General features: G+C 39.0%; 22 protein-coding genes. All 22 read right to left on the minus strand.

Features of this window, described 5'->3' with window-relative positions:
• Positions 1-2: 2 nt before the first annotated feature.
• The 22 genes from JNO66_RS05860 to ftsY all read right to left on the minus strand — a co-directional run bounded on the left by JNO66_RS05860 (position 3) and on the right by ftsY (position 19551).
• On the minus strand, positions 3-776 hold the full coding sequence (locus JNO66_RS05860; protein WP_203087251.1) for a ribonuclease HII: 774 nt from the start codon (positions 774-776) through the stop codon (positions 3-5).
• Between the two features lie 72 nt (positions 777-848).
• Positions 849-1715 carry a ribosome biogenesis GTPase YlqF gene (gene ylqF, locus JNO66_RS05865; RefSeq protein WP_203087252.1) on the minus strand — a complete coding sequence of 289 codons (867 nt, stop codon included), beginning with the start codon at positions 1713-1715 and terminating at the stop codon, positions 849-851.
• Positions 1716-1723: 8 nt separating this feature from the next.
• A complete protein-coding gene (lepB, locus tag JNO66_RS05870) occupies positions 1724-2281 on the minus strand; it encodes a signal peptidase I (RefSeq protein ID WP_203087253.1) in 558 nt (185 codons plus the stop codon).
• A 213-nt stretch (positions 2282-2494) separates the two neighbouring features.
• Positions 2495-3454 (minus strand): mannose-6-phosphate isomerase, class I, encoded by a 960-nt coding sequence (gene manA, locus JNO66_RS05875; protein WP_203087254.1) that lies wholly within the window; start codon positions 3452-3454, stop codon positions 2495-2497.
• Between the two features lie 28 nt (positions 3455-3482).
• Complete coding sequence (locus tag JNO66_RS05880) at positions 3483-4352, minus strand: ROK family protein (protein WP_203087255.1); 870 nt, start codon at positions 4350-4352, stop codon at positions 3483-3485.
• A 32-nt stretch (positions 4353-4384) separates the two neighbouring features.
• Positions 4385-6307: a BglG family transcription antiterminator gene (locus tag JNO66_RS05885; protein ID WP_203087256.1), complete on the minus strand. Its 1923-nt coding sequence runs from the start codon at positions 6305-6307 to the stop codon at positions 4385-4387.
• 161 nt (positions 6308-6468) lie between these two features.
• The gene (mngB, locus tag JNO66_RS05890; RefSeq protein WP_203087257.1) at positions 6469-9105 is read right to left on the minus strand and encodes a mannosylglycerate hydrolase; all 2637 of its coding nucleotides are present in this window, start codon (positions 9103-9105) and stop codon (positions 6469-6471) included.
• Between the two features lie 41 nt (positions 9106-9146).
• Complete coding sequence (locus tag JNO66_RS05895; RefSeq protein ID WP_203087258.1) at positions 9147-10268, minus strand: PTS fructose transporter subunit IIC; 1122 nt, start codon at positions 10266-10268, stop codon at positions 9147-9149.
• A 17-nt stretch (positions 10269-10285) separates the two neighbouring features.
• Positions 10286-10609 (minus strand): PTS fructose transporter subunit IIB, encoded by a 324-nt coding sequence (locus JNO66_RS05900; RefSeq protein WP_203087259.1) that lies wholly within the window; start codon positions 10607-10609, stop codon positions 10286-10288.
• A 2-nt stretch (positions 10610-10611) separates the two neighbouring features.
• Positions 10612-11067, minus strand: coding sequence for a PTS sugar transporter subunit IIA (locus JNO66_RS05905; RefSeq protein WP_203087260.1), 456 nt, complete (start codon positions 11065-11067; stop codon positions 10612-10614).
• A 206-nt stretch (positions 11068-11273) separates the two neighbouring features.
• On the minus strand, positions 11274-11711 hold the full coding sequence (locus JNO66_RS05910) for a DUF4871 domain-containing protein (RefSeq protein ID WP_203087261.1): 438 nt from the start codon (positions 11709-11711) through the stop codon (positions 11274-11276).
• Between the two features lie 32 nt (positions 11712-11743).
• Positions 11744-12073 (minus strand): hypothetical protein, encoded by a 330-nt coding sequence (locus tag JNO66_RS05915; protein ID WP_203087262.1) that lies wholly within the window; start codon positions 12071-12073, stop codon positions 11744-11746.
• 131 nt (positions 12074-12204) lie between these two features.
• The gene (locus tag JNO66_RS05920) at positions 12205-13692 is read right to left on the minus strand and encodes a DUF4041 domain-containing protein (RefSeq protein WP_203087263.1); all 1488 of its coding nucleotides are present in this window, start codon (positions 13690-13692) and stop codon (positions 12205-12207) included.
• Positions 13693-13902: 210 nt separating this feature from the next.
• Complete coding sequence (rplS, locus tag JNO66_RS05925) at positions 13903-14256, minus strand: 50S ribosomal protein L19 (RefSeq protein ID WP_203087264.1); 354 nt, start codon at positions 14254-14256, stop codon at positions 13903-13905.
• Positions 14257-14405: 149 nt separating this feature from the next.
• A complete protein-coding gene (gene trmD, locus JNO66_RS05930; protein WP_203087265.1) occupies positions 14406-15137 on the minus strand; it encodes a tRNA (guanosine(37)-N1)-methyltransferase TrmD in 732 nt (243 codons plus the stop codon).
• The gene (gene rimM, locus JNO66_RS05935; protein ID WP_203087266.1) at positions 15134-15649 is read right to left on the minus strand and encodes a ribosome maturation factor RimM; all 516 of its coding nucleotides are present in this window, start codon (positions 15647-15649) and stop codon (positions 15134-15136) included. The genes trmD and rimM overlap by 4 nt, the downstream gene beginning before the upstream one ends.
• Before the next feature lie 8 nt (positions 15650-15657).
• Entirely contained in the window at positions 15658-16056 is a 399-nt protein-coding gene (locus JNO66_RS05940) for a YlqD family protein (RefSeq protein WP_203087267.1), read from the minus strand.
• 80 nt (positions 16057-16136) lie between these two features.
• Positions 16137-16367: a KH domain-containing protein gene (locus tag JNO66_RS05945; protein WP_203087268.1), complete on the minus strand. Its 231-nt coding sequence runs from the start codon at positions 16365-16367 to the stop codon at positions 16137-16139.
• A 21-nt stretch (positions 16368-16388) separates the two neighbouring features.
• A complete protein-coding gene (rpsP, locus tag JNO66_RS05950) occupies positions 16389-16661 on the minus strand; it encodes a 30S ribosomal protein S16 (RefSeq protein WP_203087269.1) in 273 nt (90 codons plus the stop codon).
• Between the two features lie 97 nt (positions 16662-16758).
• Positions 16759-18117: a signal recognition particle protein gene (gene ffh / locus JNO66_RS05955; RefSeq protein WP_203087270.1), complete on the minus strand. Its 1359-nt coding sequence runs from the start codon at positions 18115-18117 to the stop codon at positions 16759-16761.
• An 11-nt stretch (positions 18118-18128) separates the two neighbouring features.
• Positions 18129-18458, minus strand: coding sequence for a putative DNA-binding protein (locus tag JNO66_RS05960; protein WP_203087271.1), 330 nt, complete (start codon positions 18456-18458; stop codon positions 18129-18131).
• A 94-nt stretch (positions 18459-18552) separates the two neighbouring features.
• Positions 18553-19551 carry a signal recognition particle-docking protein FtsY gene (gene ftsY, locus JNO66_RS05965; protein WP_203087272.1) on the minus strand — a complete coding sequence of 333 codons (999 nt, stop codon included), beginning with the start codon at positions 19549-19551 and terminating at the stop codon, positions 18553-18555.
• Positions 19552-19554: the final 3 nt, after the last annotated feature.

A 19554-nucleotide genomic window follows, 5' to 3' on the forward strand; every position in this document is an offset into this window, starting at 1 on the left:
GTTCACCCTAACAGATCCTTTACAGGCTGAAAGGACCTTCTATGTATAGGGGTAACTCCTTGTTGTTTCATTGCCTCCAAATGAGTGGGCGTCCCATAACCCGAATGAGCACTAAATCCGTACCCTGGATACGTTTGATCCCAATTGCTCATGATTTGATCACGGGTAACCTTTGCAAGAACGGAAGCTGCTGCAATACTAAGGCTCTTTTGATCGCCTTTGATTAAAGAAGTCTGCTCTATGTCGAGTGGGATGTGCATTGCATCCACTAATAAAAAGTCAGGTTCAGTAGATAATTGTTCGACCGCCAGCTTCATGGCACGTTTTGCGGCTTGGTAAATATTAATCTCATCTATCGTTTCTACGTCAACTTCTTGAATTGAAAAGGCAATGGCTTGTTTCTTAATTTCATCATAGAAAAATTCCCGCTGCTTCTTTGAGAGCTTCTTTGAGTCAGTCAGTCCAATCAATGAATGTTCAACTGGTAAGATGACCGCTGCGGCAACAACTGGACCGGCAATGGGACCCCGACCAGCCTCATCAATCCCAGCAATGGCCTGGTAGCCTTTACGTAGAAGGTCTCGTTCATATGCTTGTATGTCTTCGTGCTGCTGTAGAGCTCGTTTGTTTTTTTCTTGCTTGCGCTCGACCTGTTCTACTAATCGTTGAACTCCCTTTCGCTTATCGACCTTCAGAATCTCTATATAGCTCTCTATTTCAGATTGAGATGCTTCTTCTAATTGTTTTTTTATGATTGATATTGATTCATTTAGCATAATGTCTCTCCTACTTATATCGGCTATTTCTATAATCATTTAAAGAGAAAAACCGCTTAAAGAGCTTACTCCTTAAACGGTTTTCGCTTCTATGTCTGATGGTTTTTCAAGTGTAATAGCTCCGATTGTTCCAGCACGTAGCTCTCGCAAAACGGTTTCAGCTGTTTTGTCGTAGTCAATATATCCACGTTTTTGAAGAAAGCCGCGTTTCTCTCCAATTAGATCAAATAACTCTACATTATCCTCAGGTAGCTCGTCCACTTTATAACGCGCTTGTATGAATGTTGGGTATTCCTTCTTTAGATAAGTAAGGACAAATAAAGCAATATCTTGAAAATCAAGAAGCTCATCTTTAATTGCACCCGTTGCAGCTAAGCGATAGCCTGTGAGTTGATCCTCAAATTTAGGCCATAGGATCCCTGGTGTATCCAATAACTCTAATGAAGTACCAATCTTAATCCACTGTTGCTTTTTCGTAATACCGGGACGATCTCCAACATTTGCAGTGCGTTTAGACGCAAGACGGTTGATCAATGTAGACTTTCCAACGTTTGGAATACCAAGTATCACCACACGAATGGCACGTGGTTTCATTCCTTTTGATTCCCATCTCTCAAATAATGGCTTAGCAAGTTCTCGGCAAGCCGCTTCAATTCGTTCTGTGCCTTGACCATTTTGTGAGTTAATAGAAATCACTGAGGCTCCATTTTCCTTAAAATATGAAGTCCACGCTTTTGTCACAGTGGGATCAGCTAGATCGGTTTTATTTAAGAGGATTAAGCGAGGCTTTCCTTCTGCTAATTCATCAATTACTGGATTTCTAGAAGAAAGCGGGGCACGAGCATCTAATAACTCGATGACCACATCAATAAACTTTAGTTTCTCTGTTACTTCTCGGCGAGCCTTTGCCATGTGGCCAGGATACCATTGAATCGTCATGTAAACACCTACTCAGTTATTTTAATATTTCGGATTGGCCAGAACGTAAGACTCGCTCCACCAATCATATCTTCTTTATGGACAGCACCAATGTCACGGCTATCCTTGCTACGTCTACGATTATCTCCCATTACAAAATAGGAATCCTCCGGTACAACAGGACCAAGTGCATGTGGTAGCTCCTCTAACGTGAAGTCACCGGTTAAAATTTCACCTTCGTATCGCTGTTTCATCTCATCTAAAAATGGTTCAGCAACAGGTTCTTGATTAACATATAAGGTGTCATCTTTATATTCAATTTCTTCACCCGGCAAACCAATCACCCGTTTGATATAATCATTTCCTCCAGGAGCATGGAAAACCATAATATCAAAGCGTTCCGGTTCGCTCAGCTGTAACCCAATTTTATTAACAATTAACTTATCATCCGGCTCAAGTGTTGGTTGCATGGACTCCCCATCAACAACAACAGAAGCAAACATGAAGGTTCGGATCACAAATGCTAGCAAGAGTGCAATTGCAATGGCTTTAACCCATTCCCAAGACTCTGATCGTTTTTTTTCCATGGACAGAACCTCCAACGGGCACTAGACTTTCGTATGCAGTCTTAATAGTCTTATTTTATCATATTCACCCTTTGAATAGTAATGACGAGTCTAAACCAATTAAAATTAGATTATTTAATAAATTTGTCCCTGTGCTTTTTCAATACAAACACAAAAAGCAAATGATCCCATTTTAGAATCATTTGCCTTCAAAGTTAATCTTTCGTTTTAATACTACGTATGAGACACAATACATTCTGCATTCCCATGTATGGAATAGGTTGTCACTCCATAAGGTAGAATAAAATGTTGTCCTTTGCTTATTGGATATTCGATACCATCTACTTTTAATAACGCACCGCCTTCAATCACACTTACCTGCAAGAAGTCAGCTGTTAATGAAAGTGTGGCATCCCCTTGGAGATTCCAATGGTACACGTTAAAATATGGGTCCTCTACTAATTTTGTTTCTGTAAGCCCTTGAATCGTTTTCTCTTCTTGGGTAAATGTAGCATCCACATGGGGTACCTTTGTTACTTCAAGTGAGCGTTCGACATGTAACTCTCGTTCGTTCCCATTTGCATCCGTGCGATCATAATCATACACTCGGTACGTAATGTCTGAGCTTTGTTGAGTTTCAAGAATGACAATACCAGCACCAATCGCATGAATGGTACCGCTTGGCACGTACACAAAGTCACCTGCCTGAACCTTCACTCGTCTAAGAAGCTTGTCCCATTCTTTAGTATTCATTAATTGGGAGAGTTCTTCTGCACTTTGAGCATGGTGACCAAGAATTAACTCCGAATCTTCTTCCGCACTTACTACATACCAGCATTCCGTTTTTCCGTATGGAACCCCTTCTACATTTCTCGCAAACTCATCGTTCGGATGAACTTGTACAGATAAATCCTCTGCGGCATCTAAAATTTTTATTAATAACGGATATTCTTCTGTACTAGTAGATGGTTTATTAAATAGATTGCCTTCGTTTTCCCATAAATCTTTTAATGACTTCCCTGCAAACGTTCCATTTTCAACAACACTTATGCCATTTGGATGAGCAGAGATGACCCAAGCCTCACCTGTGTGTTCTGACGGAATGGTATAGCCAAATTCAGTTTGAAGCTTATTCCCGCCCCAAATTCGCTCTTGTAAAACAGGACTTAAAAATAGTGGTTCGTGTACAGTCATAGTAACCCTCCAAAAAGTAATCGATCTATTAAGCTATTTGTTCGTTTAGAGCTTTATACGCTAACATGAGAGCACCAGTAATTCCAGCCTGATCTCCTAGTCCTGGACTTACAATATAATTTTCTAAATCAGGTAGCGCAATATAGCCTCCATTTATCTCCGGCAAGTGCTTTCTAATCGCTTTAAAAACGGCCTCTTGATGACTAACTCCACCACCAAGGATAATCTTTTTTGGAGATAGAATTAATAGATATTGCATCATTGCCTGAGCGAGATAATATCCTTCTAACTCCCAAACTTCTTCTTTATGTGTTAGCTCAGACCCTTTTTGTCCCCAGCGTTTTTCAATAGCTGGCCCTGCTGCTAGCCCTTCAAGACAATCCTTGTGATATGGGCAAACGCCTTCAAATGAATCTTCTGGATGTTTGCGTATGAGAATATGCCCCATCTCTGGATGAGATAAGCCTTGAAGCAGATGACCTTGCATCACTGCCCCTGCTCCAACTCCTGTTCCTACAGTAATATATAAACAGCTATCAAGCCCTTTTGCTGCGCCAAACGTAGCTTCACCCAGTGCAGCGGCATTTACATCTGTATTAAAGCCGATTGGAATAGGAAACTCTTTTTTTAATTCTTGAACGATCGGATAGTCTTTCCACGCTGTTTTTGGTGTGGATGTAATGCTTCCATAGCTTGGACTATCCTGGTCAATATCAATCGGTCCAAATGAGCCAACACCCATTGCCGTTATTTGATATTGTTTAAAAAAAGCAATGACTTCTTTCATTGTTTCAGAGGGAACCGTTGTTGGAATGGTTACTTTATCAATTATTTTTCCTGTTTCATCCCCAACTGCACAAACAAACTTTGTACCTCCAGCTTCAATTGCTGCTAACATGCTGCACTCTCCCAACTCTTTAGATATCTAGCTTATTCATAGATAAGCTTTGCTCTTAGCATAAACTCAGTAAAGCTTTTAGCTGAGCAAAGAACATCTGATAAATTTTCTCTAATGACTTCAACGATAAAATCATAAATCCCCATAGCCTCTTCGTAATCTTCTTTGCTAATGGCAAGTAAGAAGATTAATCGAGTAGATTGTCCGTTATCCCATTCAATTGGCGTATCTGATATGGCAATCCCGATTTGCGTGCGAACCGAAAGCAAATTAAGTGGATGAGGAATGGCTACTCCTTCACCAATTAACGTTGAGCCTAGTTCTTCGCGTTTAAAAATGGCTTCGGTGAACTGAACTTGATCTTGAATAATGTTTTCTTTTGCCATAGCTTCAGTGAGAACGCGAATGGCTTCATCCTTAGTCTTAAAGGATTGCTTAAAGAAGATTGACGGTGAAAAGTATTTAGATAATAAGTCTTTTGTGTTACTTAACTCTTGAGTAATCTTCTTATCTAATTCGAGCATCTCTTTTTTTGATGGTAGCGTTTCAATTTTAAAGATCGGCTTATTCTTCTCTTCAATTTTAACCGAAGTGATTACCACATCTTCTTCAATATAAGGTAACTGATTATACTTTTGAGCAGAAATGGTCTTTGTAATAAATAGATTTGGAATTGCACGTTTAATTGTTGATTCAATGATACGCGCTGTTCCAAAACCTGATCCACATACGATCAAACAAGAGTTGTGACGTTCATATTTTACTTGATAATTGCGCTCTAGTGAAGCACCAATATGAAGAGCTAGATAAGCAACCTCACCTAAATTAATATCGTAGGAAAATTCTTCTTTAATGGATCGAACCGCATATAAGGTTAATTCATACGCAAGTGGAAAGTATTTTTTGATGTGTTCTTCCATTGGATTTCTAACTCTAATATTATTTTCGGCGCGATAGAGCATCGATTGAATGTGACTTTTTAAATCATGCTTTAATTGCACATCCTGTGTAAGATCATAATAATAATTCTCATTGATTTTGATTAAGAACGCGTCAATGTACGCAATCAATAGGCTTTGTGATGATTGATCAGGTATAGCCTTACTAATGACTTTACTCTTTAACTGAACAAAAAGGTAGGAAATTTCCGATTTAGGTAATGATATTGAAAATAAGTTCTCTACTATCGTCACCAAAGGATCCATCACTTGCTTGAGCTCAGATGAGATTTCGGACTGTTCATACTCATTCTCTATAGAAAGTTGGTTCGCTATGCGATCCGCCATGATAACAAGATAATAAATAAAGTTGTTTAAATTCTCATCGGTAAAATACAAATGAGCGCTGTGAAATAAAGAAGGTAGTTTCTTTTGAAGCAAAACTACATCATTGTTTTGATTTTTCCATTTAAAATATGTTTCGATTTGGGTATAGTCAATATGATTATCAATTAAAGAAAAAAGGGTCTCACGTTTTTGAATTTCTTCTCCTTCAATATAGACGCCTTTGCCAACTTTTGATTGCAAAGTTAACCCATTTTCTTGGATGAACATACGTACACCATTTAATTCAGAGCTTAGTGTTGTTCGACTGACAAAAAGCCTTTCTGATAGTTCTTCTAAACTAATATAATCACTTTCAAACAACAAACTATAAATGCATTGCTTCATTCTTCCCTCTTTTGAATGAATATCAAAGTATAAGGGCGACACTGAACTTCCTTGTTTAAATAATTGAAACCGTTCTTGTTCTACAATTTCAAAATAAAACCCTTTGCCACGTACCTTTTTAATCAGAAAACCATGCTGTGAACATACTTCATTCATTTCCTTAATTTCTTTGCGAATCGTACGGTTAGAGACAGAAAGACATTCTGCTATTTGTTCGCTACTAAGCGTTGCTTCGTTTTTTTCTATAAGGTTAAATAGTTTATTTTTGCGGTGGTCAGCAAACATTGGACTCTCCTCTCCATGATGCAAGATCTATGTTGTTTTTTCTTAGAGATCCGTCATACAACGTTTAAACCATACCTAAACCATCGCCTTATAGGTGAACGTTTCTTTATGAAAGAATGTCCACCTACTCAAATGAAGTAGGTGGAACCTAGGTAGCTTACTTATTGACCAATTAAGATGGTGCTAAACTGGTATGGTTTTAACGTTTTTACTTTCTCTGCTTGAGTGGTTTCATCGAGCATGACGAATTCACCATTCTCATTTAATGTTTCATCGATCGTTGATGTTCTTTCTGTAAATGGATTAAACACACGAACAATGTAGTTCTCACTATCTTCTGCTTTTTTAATTGTACTTATGACTGAATTCATATTCTCCAGTTGCAACAAGCTATACGAACGTTTATTTGTTTTCTCTTCATCACGATAGACATAGATCATACGACCATTTAAGAAGTCAGAGAATTGATAGTAAGCCATTGGTGATAAATATTCCTTTGCTACTTTTGCAATCTCAGCTTCATCGAATGTCGTTTCATTCTTTATGCTATAGGCAAAGGTTGCCTTAATGCTTCCGAGTAGCTGTGCATCCGGTGTTTCAACAATTGTTTCTCCAGAAGCTCTGCCAGGGCGGTATAGGAGATCTGTTTTTCCCATATGACTAAACGTTCTGAACAATGTTAGTTGAATGGTATCATATGATTCACCTACAATTTCGTACTCACGCACACCCTCTGTGAAAACAGTTGCCACACTAGTTGAATGATGAAGCGAAACGAAGCTTTGCATTGGTTCAATGGAAATTGGCGCTTCTTCCCATTTCTCCTCTTCCCACACGGCCATTTCAGGCAAGTAAACAGGTCGAGTAACCGTTCCAAATAGTTGGTCCGCTGTTGAGAATTTACTAGCAATTTCAGTGTTAAATTGAACACATAGACGATGACTTAATACTTGATTATCCATTTCAACTTCAACACGAATGAGTTCCTCGTCTTTTCTCAAAGCTACTTTCGCTTTTAACACAAACTCACGATCCGCATTCTTGTTTGCTCGTTCTTCTAAGTTGTATGGAACGTTCATTTTTAACGTGAAATCAAGATGTTCTTCCACGTCTGAAACAACATATTCTACTTGTAGACATTCTGCATCCGTAGAGAATACCAATAAATCTTCACGCGGTGGAGAATAGTTGTACGAGTCTCCGTCATCCCCGTTCTCAACAAAAATCATCTGATCATGGTACGATTTCTTCGTTAGCTTATCAGTGATCGTTAATGTATTATTCTCAGCTAGACTGATTTCAAAGAACTCATTTTCGATTTGTTTTTTTGAAGAAACGTTTGATGTTTGTTGCTCTTCATTATACGCTAGATCAAGATAAAAACTGTCATATCCTAGCCCATTCACATTGGTTACATACAATAAAATTTCGGCTAAAAATACTTTTTCTGGCGTATAGATCTTCTTACTTGGATTGAGGTGAATCGTTTGCTTTAACACATAATCTGTTAATTCAACCTTCTTCTCAATTGAGTAAGGGATCGTATTCCCATTATAATCTTTTACCGAGAAGTTTTCTTCAGGAATATAAAGTGCAACCTTCACAACACCAGAACGTTTATACGGAAGTGGATTAAACAACGTAAAGTTCAAATCATGTTGATACGGAATTCGTTCAGAAACCAATCGCATATGAAGGTCTAGAAGATTTTTTGACTTCTCATCAGCAAGTTTATAACGATATCCCACATCACGGTTTGTCGTATCGCTGTTGCAGCCACCAATACTATCATGGGCCGCATTTTCAAACATAAGCTTCCAAATCTCTTCTAGCTCACGATGTGGGTATGGATTCCCTAGTGAATAACTAATTGAAAGAATTGGTTCTAGAACATTCGCTAAGAAATTCTCAATTTCATTGTTTGATTGCTTTAGATCAGCGCGTGTAGAGAAGATCGACTTGTGAAGGCGACTATGCTTTCCTTCTGTTAACTCCCCTTTTATCACCGGAAGATCCGCAACATCTTTTTCCAGCTCATCAAAGAATGTTTCTGGAGAATGAAGGACGTATTCTCTTTTTTTGTCTAGTTCATTAAATGTATTGATAATCTCTGGCAGATTTTTTCTTAGTGGTGCTTGGTCGAGACCATTTGGGAAATACACATGTTTTGTTGAAGCCTTAGCTTCTAGTCTGCCAATAAAATCTTCAACATACGATTCAATATCTTCTACATCCTCAGGAATATTCCCGCCGTGATAATAACCAAATGGAATTTGGTTTGATAGCATCTGTGTGCCATCATCACCTTCCCATGTAAATTCCGTTTGTTTTAGACGATTATCGGCTACGCCTCTCCAGAATAGAAAACGATTAATTCCAAAGTTTTTATAGATTTGAGGCATGTTACCGCCTTGACCAAATGCATCTGGAACGTATCCAATTTCCATTGAGTGACCTAATTCTTTTGCATACCTTGTTCCGTATAATAAGTTACGAGTCACCGATTCTTGCGAGATCACTAGCTGATCGGTTTGAGTGTACCAAGGTCCCGTCATTAGTCGCTTCGCTTTGACTAATGCTTTAATTCGCTCTTCATCCTCAGGGCGATACTTAAGATAGTCTTCAATTAGAGATGTTTGAGCATCCATCAAGTAGTAATTAAATCCTTCGTTACTTTCTAGTGCATCAAGTACCTCACTTAAATGTTTCACCAAGTAAACGGTTGAACGTGAAGATGTAAAATACCATTCTCTATCCCAGTGTGTATGTGGAATCACATGTACTTTTGTTTTTTTCATAACGTAAAACTCCTTTTTCGCGTGAGAGCGAGTTTGTTTAATTAATGATCAAATTCGATCTCAAGTTCATCCAGTTCATCATTTTTTGTCTCTGCTTTTTCAGCTTTAACCACGCTTTTTTCTTCGCGGAAATCAACTAATAGATTTGAACCAATCGCAATGATCAGTGCACCAACTAGAATTCCAGCGACATATGCCCAACCACTACCGACCGTAAAGAAGCCATACACACCACCAACTGGAGGCATAATATCGTGCGCACCAAGTAAAATCGCTACAGCAGCACCCGTTGCTCCTGCCACTACATTTAATGGAATGAGCTTAAATGGACTTTTAAGTGTAAAAGGAATGGCACCCTCTGTGATCCCGATAATTCCCATGACAAATGAACCTTTTCCTGATTCTTTGAGCTCTGGAGAGAAATTCTTTTTCTTAATCATCGTAGCAAGCCCATACCCGAGCGGTGGAATACAAATGGCGATATTAACAATGATTGCAGGTAAATATATCCCACTCATTAGTAATGCGTTCCCTGCCATCCAAGCTGCTTTGTTAACTGGTCCTCCCATGTCAAACGCGATCATAGCTCCAAGTACTAATGCAAGAACCACGTTGTTAACATTACTTTGAGTCATTGATGTAATCCATTCAAGAAGAGCCGTATTCACCCAGCCTAGCGGACCACCAAGAACAAGTGACATTAAGATTCCTGTAGCTCCAACCGTAATTAATGGAAGAATAATTAGTGGGACAGCGGTTGCAAGTGAACCACCAATGACAATTTTATTTTTAACCCAATTTGTTACCCATCCAGCAAAGAAACCGGCGACAACTGCACCTAAGAATCCTGCATTCGTTGAAGTGGCTAATGCTCCCCCAACAAGTGCCGCTGCCAGAGCAGGTCTACCTGCAATGGAGAAGGCAATAAAGGCTGCAAGCACAAGGTTCAACAAACCAATTGCCGTCCAACCTACTTGTTCAAAAAGGTAGACGTAGTGGAGAAACCCTCCTGTTTCAGCAAACTCTCCTAGATCTGTATAACCTGATAGGAAAGCAATAATTTTAGCAACAGCAACGACTAAAGACCCCGCAATAATAACCGGAAGAACATATGAAATTCCTGTCATTAGATGTTTTTTAAATTCTGCGGCTTTTGATTTCATTTTCTTTTCCTCCTACATTAGGACTGTTTTCTTTTTTCTAATGCTTGTACAATCTTCTCAATGACAGCCTCACCATTGGAAACCGCTTGACCTAGCTTAATTCGAACAACTGGCTTCCCTTTGAAACGATCTTCACCATCAATGGCTTTATCAGCGGCGATAATAACGGCATCCGCTTCTTGTACATCCTCTAGCGTTACTTCATTTACAAGACCAAGTGCTCCTTGTTGCTCCATTTTCACATCATGACCAAGCTTTGCTCCGGCCTTTTCAAGTGCTTTCGCTGCCATTGGCGTATGTGCCAACCCAGCGATACACGCAGTTACTCCTACAAATTTCATCTTTACACGACCTCTCTTTCAACACTGTTTAATAACTCTAATACATCTTCTTTTGTTTGAATGGTAGCTAAGCGTTCCTGGAACTCTTCCTCCATTAATTGACCAGCTAAGGCAGACAAGATCTGCAGATGCCTTGTTCCAGCCTCCACATTTGGAACAAGAATAGCGAAAATGTTCTGTACCTTAAATTGATCCGGTGACTGCCAATCAATTTTTTCTTTCATTTTTATAAAGATCAGAGCGGCCCTCTTCACTGCCGCACTCTTCGCATGTGGTATGGCGATTCCTTCTTGAAAAGCTGTAGAGTACGTATTCTCTCTACTGGTTAAATCCGCTAGCAATTGTTCCTGATCGTCTGTTATACCTAATTCCTGTGCCTTCTGGGAAATGAGATGTAAGACATCATCTCGATTGCCTAATTCGATCTCTAAAAAAATCTGGTTGTCCTTTAAAAGCAATCTATTTCTCCCCTTTCCGTTGTTATCGCTTACAATTGTAAGTATAAAACGTTCTTTTTTTTTGCTTAATACAGAGTTTAACCATTTAAGTTGGCAAAAAGTGAACGATAGAGGAAAAATCATACGTCAATACTGGCTTAGCCTGTCTTTTAGGCATCAAAAAAAGAGACTCAACCATCTCATTATGGTTGAATCTCTTTATATGATCAGTCGGTACTCTCTGCATGTACCTGAACGAGAAACTCTTCAAAAAAATCATCTTCAATATACGTTTTAATTTTCCAAATGCCTGCAGAAGGGAATTGTACCTCAGATGGACTGTGGCTAATGATTTCAAGACTATCTCTTTGTGTAAGAATTGTATTTTGTATGATTGGATTTATTTCTTCATTTGAATCTAGATTCGTTGCTACAGCACTGAAATCCTGATTCGGAGCCTCTTCTCCCCAAAAATGCCACATCCATTTTTGGCTCTCTCCAGCAAGAACGGGCCCACCTATAATTCCAACTTTTTGATCAATGCCAAACATCTCACCAAATTCATTTGTAAAGACTGGACTCACCTCAGCCTGACTTTCACCTTTAAAACAACCAGTTAACATTAATAGAAGTGCACATCCACTTACTAAAAAAGGACTTTTCATTTGAGCTCTCCAATCTGCTATTAATTGTTTTATTAGTTTTCAGCCTTCAAAAACCGTCCTTGCTTCCATACACCCTTTTCCTTATTGTAGCCGAATACGTGCTCATATTTTTTATAGTCTTGTTTGAGGTCCACATAGGTCAGATATGTTGTATTGGCACTGTTCTTAACATTATATTCCGTTTTGACCGCTAAAATATCTTCAGGTGCATAACCTTCTATATTCAGTAGATATTCGTAAACCTCCTGATCCATCTTCTCCATGTAACTAGAGCTACCATACATCAGCCTGTGACCCGCAATAAAAGGAAGACTAAGCACTAAAATGACGACTAACGCCACAAAAAGATTTGCACGTCTCATGATTACCCTGCTTTCAAATGGGATGGTGGAGTTGAACTTTCATCAGAATTAAATAACTATTTGTATAATTTTGATGTTCTTTTCAGTGAGGAAAAGTGAATATTACCCCTTAGATTGAAGAATTGAACCATTTAACTTACAGCTATTTTATCTAAAGTTTTCTCCTCAACTTCTTCTTGAATCAATTGAAGGGACTTTCTATAATCTTCAGCAACGGCCAACTTAGTAAATTCAATTGTTTTATTATGATTTTGCCTTACTACCTTAGCTATTTCATTTATATCTACTCTAAAAAATTCTTTTCTTGGGTTTACTTTATTAATTTGATAATTTTCAAAAGCTTTATGAAGTGCTCGTTCTAGTTTAGGTGCATCGTCTGAGAATACCATTGCATGTACATCAAAGTTAAATGGCACAGATGCACTCCCAAGCTCATTTACACGGTCTAAGGGTTCCAACCTTCTTGTCATTCCAATTTTAAATACATCTGCTCCGAATGAACCAATATTAGAAATTATATAAACATAGCCAGCTCTAGCATTTTGTTCTCTGAAATCAACTTTTTCTTTTTCTGATTGAATATCTATTACTTTTGCTTGAATTTCTTCAATTTTTAACTGAATTTCTTGTTTTAACTCTTCGCTAGCGTTTTCCATTTGTACATCGTACTTTTCTAGTGCTTGTTTAAAATGTTTCTCATCTTTTTCTAACTTTTTGCGCTCACGCTCTATCTCAGCTTGAATTCGCTTCTCTTCACGCATCTGCTCTTTTAATAGCCTTTGCTCTTCTTTTTCATCTTCTTTTTTAAGGTGAAATTCGTATACTAGATATAATTCATCTATTTTTAAAGCTAAATATTCGTCTCTAATTTCAATACCATTACGAGAATTAAGTTTATTAATTTGATCTTGTGCTTTTTTAATTTGTTTTTCTATAACTTCTATATTATTGAACTTTGCTTTTAAGATTGCTGTATCACATTCTTGATTAAATGCTCTAACTGCAAGTTTAACGTTACTTTTACGCATTGCTTCACCTTTTTTTTCACTTCCATCAACTTTCCAACTTCTTGAGATCGTTGCTTCATCTACATTTGCCATTATCTTTTGCTTTTGTCTTATGTCATTTAATTCATTCTTAAATAATTCACTGTTTTCAAACCCATACTTAGGTTCATAAAATCCAAATGTTTGATTGAGGTGCTCTTCTTCGTAGGAAACTAACTCAGCTTTTAACGATTTTAGTTTATTGTTTTCATTCTCAATTTCGAGTTTGATTAGATCATTGTCTTTAGAGAGTTCCATTTCTTTATGCTTAACTTTCTCTTTGACTTTTTCAATTTCTTTTTCTAAATTTGCAGATTCAATTATTATATCCTGTTTTATTTTTTCCTTTTCTTTTTTTAGATTCTCTGATTCTTTAATTAGTTCCTCTGTTTTTAATCTAACTTTATCTAAATCATCTAATCCATTTTCTCTCCAGTATGCTTTTCTCTTATTTTCAGCTAACTGTTTTGTTATTAATAGCACTATCCCCAGAATAAAAGGGATTATTAATATCCATAAAGCAAAACATATTGAAATAAACCAAGTTGATAAGTACCATCGTTTTTCGGTCATAGATTAGTTATACCTCCATTTTTTGGATATAAAAATGTTTTCGTTAATTATACAATATATATATAATTTTATCCTTATTTATCATCAAATGTTTTACTTTGGTATCCTTACTTGCAATCAACGTTTTTCGAAAATTTATACATTTTATTTAAACAAAAAGAACGCCCTTCAAACGAAGGACGTTCTTTTTTTATCATTGTTAACCAATGATTATGCTTTTCTGCGAAGTTCTTTGATGCGGGCAGCTTTTCCACGTAGGTTACGTAGATAGTAAAGCTTAGCACGACGTACTTTACCGCGACGTTTCACTTCGATCTTGTCGATTTTCGGTGAATGTAATGGGAATGTACGCTCAACTCCTACACCATAAGAAATTTTGCGAGCTGTAAATGTTTCGCTGATTCCAAATCCGCGACGTTTGATAACCACGCCTTCAAAAAGCTGGATACGCTCACGAGTTCCCTCAACAACCTTAACGTGAATTGTTAAAGTGTCACCAGGACGGAAATCTGGAAGATCCGTGCGAAGCTGCTCATTTGTAATTTCTTGAATAATGTTGCTCATAGTCGTATTCCCCTCCTTCCAAACAGACATTCTTGTCGGATAGCCGCAGCGGAACATCTTAATAACGGGCGAATTGCCACAAGGTCTATAGTAGCATAGATAAAAGTGTGATACAAGATTCTTTTTATGAAATGCCAAGCTTTTTTACCTTACATCTCTTTTTTCCACTCTTTGATCCACTCTTGCTGTTCTTGCGTCAAAGATTCTTCCTTAATCAACTCTGGACGTCTCTCAAATGTCCGCTTGAGCGATTCCTTTGTGCGCCATTCTTCAATACGGCCGTGATGACCGGAAAGTAAGACCTCAGGTACTTCGAGTCCGCGAAACTCTGCTGGGCGCGTGTACTGCGGATGCTCAAGCATTCCTATTGTAAAGGAATCAGTTTGTGCAGATTCGTCGTTCCCTAGGGCTCCTTTAAGCAAACGAGTCACGCTATCGACAATGACCATCGCTCCAAGCTCCCCACCAGTTAACACATAGTCACCGAGCGAAATCTCATCTGTCACAAGATGTTTCCGGATACGCTCATCATAACCCTCGTAATGTCCGCAGATTAAGATAAGCTGCTCTTCTTGTGCAAATTCCTCTGCTTTCGCTTGCGTATAAGGCTCTCCTTGAGGACAGAGCAAGACTACTCTAGCTTTTGCGTCTGGCTGCTTCACATCTTCAACCGCATCAAAGATTGGTTGAGGCGTTAAGACCATGCCTGCACCCCCACCATACGGATAGTCATCCACACGGCTGTGCTTATTCGTTGAGTAGGTTCTAAAATCTGTTACGTTTAGGGAGACAAGCCCTTTCTCTTGGGCAAGCTTCAAAATAGACTGTCCGAAGACTCCTGTAAACATGTCAGGAAACAGACTTAAAACGTCAATTCTCATACATCAAGACCTTCTAGTAAATGAATCGTAATCGTCTTGTTTGTGATGTCGATTTCTCGCACAACAGACTCGATGTAAGGAACTAGAAGATCCTTTTGCCCTTCTCGTTTAACCACCCATACATCATTTGCACCGGGGCTTAAAATCTCGATTACTCGTCCAATTTTTAACCCTTCTTCATCAACGACCGTACAGCCAATGATTTCGTGATAATAGTATTCTCCGATTTCAAGCTCTTCTTGTTGATCAGCGGATACATAAAGGGTAAGCCCTTTATACCCCTCTACCTCGTTAATATTAGTATAGCCTTCAAATGTAAGTAAATGAAATTGCTTATGAACACGATGTGAGGCAACAGTTAACGTTTTATATTGCCCATTCTCCTGTCTGATAGCAAGCTGGCTTCCTTTAGCAAATCGCTTTTCAGGAAAGTCTGTTGTTGAGAGGATTTTAACCTCTCCACGCACACCATGTGTATTAACAAGTTGTCCTACTTTATACCATTCCGTCATCCGAATTCCTACTTTCCACGAAATTGTTCAATGATTCCATCCTTCACAACGACCTCTAGCGGTTGCTCAGTGTCCGGCCAAGGATCCCCTACATTTAGCTCTACAATCGCCTGCGCTTGGCCACTTGTGATCTCAGAGCCAATGGGAAGGCGCTCCAGCTGTTGAAGTCTGAACTCAATGCCCTTTTTCTTTTCAATCCGTTTATTCATTTCCTGCTCGTAACGCTTGCGAAGCTGATATTCTTGAGAGGTGGAATCTGTTTTTTTAATCGATTTGTGCATTTGAAAATGAAACTGCTCGATTTCACGTGTGAGCTGTTCTTGTTCTGCATAGAGCTCATTAGTTAATGTATCTTTTTTGATTTCGGTTAATACTTGTTTAATGGAAACGGTTTGCAAAAACTGCATGTCATCACACTCCATTCAAAACAATGAGATCACCTAACGATAGACATACAAGAAAAGGGAGAGGTTTCCCCCACCCTTTCTTATTCAACGATATCCAGCTTTACTTTCTTTCCCTGCTTGTTCACAGCTGCATAAACAACTGAGCGCAGAGCTTTTGCTGTTCGTCCGTTTTTACCAATCACTTTTCCCATATCATCCGGATGAACCGTCAATCGTAGATAAACTGTCTGACCTTCTTGATGTTCTTCAACCTTAACAGATTCCGGATCATCAACAAGTGATTGAGCTATATGTTCAACCAACGTTTTCATCACAGATCACCTCGGGTCAAATTACTTTTGGTTTTTAGCGTTGTGAAGCTTTTCCATTAACCCTTCTTTTGAGAAAAGGTTACGAACTGTGTCAGAAGGTTTTGCACCTTTTAACATCCAGTCTAATGCTTTGTCTTCTTTAACAGAAAACTGAGCAGGTTGAGCAACCGGATTGTATGTTCCGATTTCCTCGATGAAACGTCCATCACGTGGAGCACGAGAATCTGCAACTACTACACGATAGACAGGAGCTTTCTTTGAACCAATACGTTTAAGTCGAATTTTAACAGCCATTTCGCTGTACACCTCCAAGATTATTTACACAATTTAGTATAATATCATCAATTCCACGTTCCTACAAGACTTATCTTATAGAGCAGAATAGATTTTTTTAAAATGGTAGTTTCAGGCCACCGAGTCCTTTTCCACGACGTTTCCCTTTTCCAGCCTGCATTCCAGTCATCTGTTTCATCATTTTCTTCATATCTTCAAACTGCTTCAACAGACGATTGACATCCTGAATGGTTGTGCCGCTTCCTTTTGCAATCCTTCTTCTTCTACTTCCGTTTAAGATCGAAGGGTCTTGCTTTTCTTTTTTGGTCATTGAACGAACAATCGCTTCAACTCGACCAATTTGTTTTTCATCTACTTGTAAATCCTTCATGGCTTTGTTTTTCTTCATGCCAGGCATCATTCCAAGTAAATCTTCAAGAGGTCCCATGCTTCTGACCTGCTCAAGCTGCTCTAAAAAGTCATCAAAAGTAAAGTCAGCGTTACGCATTTTCTTCTCAAGCTCACGCGCTTTTTCTTCATCAACATTAAATTGAGCTTTCTCAATCAGGGATAAGACATCTCCCATGCCGAGGATCCGGGAAGCCATTCGATCCGGATGGAACGGTTCAAGCTGATCCACTTTTTCACCAATACCAGCGAACTTAATTGGTGTGTTTGTAACAGCTTTTACCGAGATCGCAGCTCCACCTCTCGTATCGCCATCTAGCTTCGAGAGGACAGCACCTGTTAAACCAAGCTGCTCGTTAAATGTCTCAGCAACATTCACCGCATCTTGACCAGTCATTGCGTCAATCACAAGTAGGATCTCATCAGGGTTAACAGATTCCTTAATTTGACTTAATTCATCCATTAGCTCTTGATCTACATGCAGGCGACCTGCTGTATCAATTAACACATAATCATGATGGTCTTCTTTTGCTTTGGCTACTGCCTGTTTGGCAATCTCAACAGGGCTCACTTGATCTCCTAATGAAAAAACAGGCATGTCAATTTGTTTCCCTAACGTCTCAAGCTGTTTAATTGCAGCTGGACGATAGATATCAGCAGCAACCATCATTGGTTTGCGGTTGTGCTTTTTGCGTAAATGATTCGCAAGCTTTGCTGTGTGCGTTGTTTTACCTGCACCTTGAAGTCCAACCATCATAATGACCGTTGGTGGCTTCGTAGAAACAGCCAGCTTGCTTTGCTCGCCACCCATAAGTGCAGTGAGCTCTTCATTTACAACTTTTATGACTTGTTGACCAGGAGTTAAGCTTTTCATTACCTCTTGGCCAAGTGCCTTTTCTTTTACATCAGCAATAAATTGTTTAACGACCTTAAAGTTCACGTCAGCTTCTAGAAGGGCAAGCCTGACTTCACGCATCATTTCTTTAATGTCTTGCTCGCTAACTTTCCCTTTGCCGCGAATCTTTGTCAGGGTACCCTGGAGCCGTTCAGCTAAGCCTTCAAATGCCATGTTACCGCCTCCTAGTCCAGTTTCCGAATCGTATCTATTAGACTCTGCATCTCATAAGGAGCCGCGTTCTCTTGAATAGCTGTTTCTAATTGTGCCAGCAAACTTGTCCGTTTCTCAAACTTCTCAAGGAGCTCAAGCTTGGTTTCGTACTCTTCAAGCATCGCTTCTGTCCGTTTGATGTTGTCATAAACCGCTTGACGACTCACTTCAAATTGCTCGGCAATCTCTCCAAGGGAAAAATCATCTAAATAATACTGGGACATGTATTCGCGCTGCTTCAGAGTGAGCAGGGAATGATAGAAATCAAACAAATAGTTCATTCTGAGCGTTTTATCTAGCACGAAGCTTCACCCCTTGTTAAGTGATTCCCCTTTACGAGAATTTATATTACAGGAGAGCCGCTCTTGTGTCAAGTTTTTTTCTTAACATAACAATTTAACTTGGCTGTACGTCGTCTGGTGAGTCTAGTACATCTTTAAACAAGCCATATACAAACTGATCTGCCTGGAATGGCTGAAGGTCATCCTTCTGCTCACCAAGTCCAACAAACTTAACTGGAATATCAAGCTCACGCTTAATCGCCATAATGATTCCGCCCTTAGCCGTTCCATCAAGCTTTGTTAAAACAATCCCCGTTACATCTGTTGACTGGCCAAATGTTTTCGCTTGAACCATCGCATTTTGACCAGTTGTCCCATCTAGTACAAGCAGAACTTCATGAGGGGCACCCGGCACTTCACGTTCAATGACCCGTTTCACCTTTTCCAGCTCGTTCATTAAATTCACTTTATTTTGAAGTCGTCCTGCTGTATCACATAGAAGTACATCGGCACCTCGAGACTTTGCTGCTTGAATCGCATCATACATTACCGCAGCTGGATCACTACCTGCTTGCTGCTTAATGACATCTGCACCAACACGCTCGCCCCATACTTCAAGCTGATCAATCGCTCCAGCACGGAATGTGTCGCCTGCAGCAAGCATTACCTTTTTGCCTTCCTGCGTTAAATAGTGAGCCATTTTTCCAATCGATGTGGTTTTTCCTACACCATTGACACCCACTACTAAAATAACAGTCAGTCCATCTGTTTGCAGGTTCAGTTCTTGTGCTTCTTTTCCTTCATCAAGCATATTCGCAAGTAGCTCAGAAATGACAGGTTGAACATCCTTAGTGTCCTTTAAGTTACGCAGGCGAACCTCATCTTTTAGCTGTTCGACAAGCTCCATCACGGTTGAGACACCTACGTCAGAGCTAATCAATAATTCTTCAAGCTCTTCAAAGAAATCCTCATCTACTTTACGGTATTTATAAACTAGCTCATTCATCTTACCTGCAAACGATTCTCTTGTTTTTTCAAGACCTGACTTAAACTTGTCTGTTACTTCCGTTGTTTGATTTGTAATTTTATCTTTTAACTTCTTAAAAAAACTCATGTT

Source organism: Alkalicoccobacillus gibsonii, assembly GCF_016798245.1.
In the GTDB taxonomy this organism is placed as follows: domain Bacteria; phylum Bacillota; class Bacilli; order Bacillales; family Bacillaceae_D; genus Alkalicoccobacillus; species Alkalicoccobacillus gibsonii.

Excerpts from the sequence above, each read along its gene's own strand:
- JNO66_RS05860 (WP_203087251.1), bottom strand. The coding sequence starts at position 776 with ATGCTAAATGAATCAATATCAATCATAAAAAAACAATTAGAAGAAGCA.
- ylqF (WP_203087252.1), bottom strand. The coding sequence starts at position 1,715 with ATGACGATTCAATGGTATCCTGGCCACATGGCAAAGGCTCGCCGAGAA.
- lepB (WP_203087253.1), bottom strand. The coding sequence starts at position 2,281 with ATGGAAAAAAAACGATCAGAGTCTTGGGAATGGGTTAAAGCCATTGCA.
- manA (WP_203087254.1), bottom strand. The coding sequence starts at position 3,454 with ATGACTGTACACGAACCACTATTTTTAAGTCCTGTTTTACAAGAGCGA.
- JNO66_RS05880 (WP_203087255.1), bottom strand. The coding sequence starts at position 4,352 with ATGTTAGCAGCAATTGAAGCTGGAGGTACAAAGTTTGTTTGTGCAGTT.
- JNO66_RS05885 (WP_203087256.1), bottom strand. The coding sequence starts at position 6,307 with ATGTTTGCTGACCACCGCAAAAATAAACTATTTAACCTTATAGAAAAA.
- mngB (WP_203087257.1), bottom strand. The coding sequence starts at position 9,105 with ATGAAAAAAACAAAAGTACATGTGATTCCACATACACACTGGGATAGA.
- JNO66_RS05895 (WP_203087258.1), bottom strand. The coding sequence starts at position 10,268 with ATGAAATCAAAAGCCGCAGAATTTAAAAAACATCTAATGACAGGAATT.
- JNO66_RS05900 (WP_203087259.1), bottom strand. The coding sequence starts at position 10,609 with ATGAAATTTGTAGGAGTAACTGCGTGTATCGCTGGGTTGGCACATACG.
- JNO66_RS05910 (WP_203087261.1), bottom strand. The coding sequence starts at position 11,711 with ATGAAAAGTCCTTTTTTAGTAAGTGGATGTGCACTTCTATTAATGTTA.
- JNO66_RS05915 (WP_203087262.1), bottom strand. The coding sequence starts at position 12,073 with ATGAGACGTGCAAATCTTTTTGTGGCGTTAGTCGTCATTTTAGTGCTT.
- JNO66_RS05920 (WP_203087263.1), bottom strand. The coding sequence starts at position 13,692 with ATGACCGAAAAACGATGGTACTTATCAACTTGGTTTATTTCAATATGT.
- rplS (WP_203087264.1), bottom strand. The coding sequence starts at position 14,256 with ATGAGCAACATTATTCAAGAAATTACAAATGAGCAGCTTCGCACGGAT.
- trmD (WP_203087265.1), bottom strand. The coding sequence starts at position 15,137 with ATGAGAATTGACGTTTTAAGTCTGTTTCCTGACATGTTTACAGGAGTC.
- rimM (WP_203087266.1), bottom strand. The coding sequence starts at position 15,649 with ATGACGGAATGGTATAAAGTAGGACAACTTGTTAATACACATGGTGTG.
- JNO66_RS05940 (WP_203087267.1), bottom strand. The coding sequence starts at position 16,056 with ATGCAGTTTTTGCAAACCGTTTCCATTAAACAAGTATTAACCGAAATC.
- JNO66_RS05945 (WP_203087268.1), bottom strand. The coding sequence starts at position 16,367 with ATGAAAACGTTGGTTGAACATATAGCTCAATCACTTGTTGATGATCCG.
- rpsP (WP_203087269.1), bottom strand. The coding sequence starts at position 16,661 with ATGGCTGTTAAAATTCGACTTAAACGTATTGGTTCAAAGAAAGCTCCT.
- ffh (WP_203087270.1), bottom strand. The coding sequence starts at position 18,117 with ATGGCATTTGAAGGCTTAGCTGAACGGCTCCAGGGTACCCTGACAAAG.
- ftsY (WP_203087272.1), bottom strand. The coding sequence starts at position 19,551 with ATGAGTTTTTTTAAGAAGTTAAAAGATAAAATTACAAATCAAACAACG.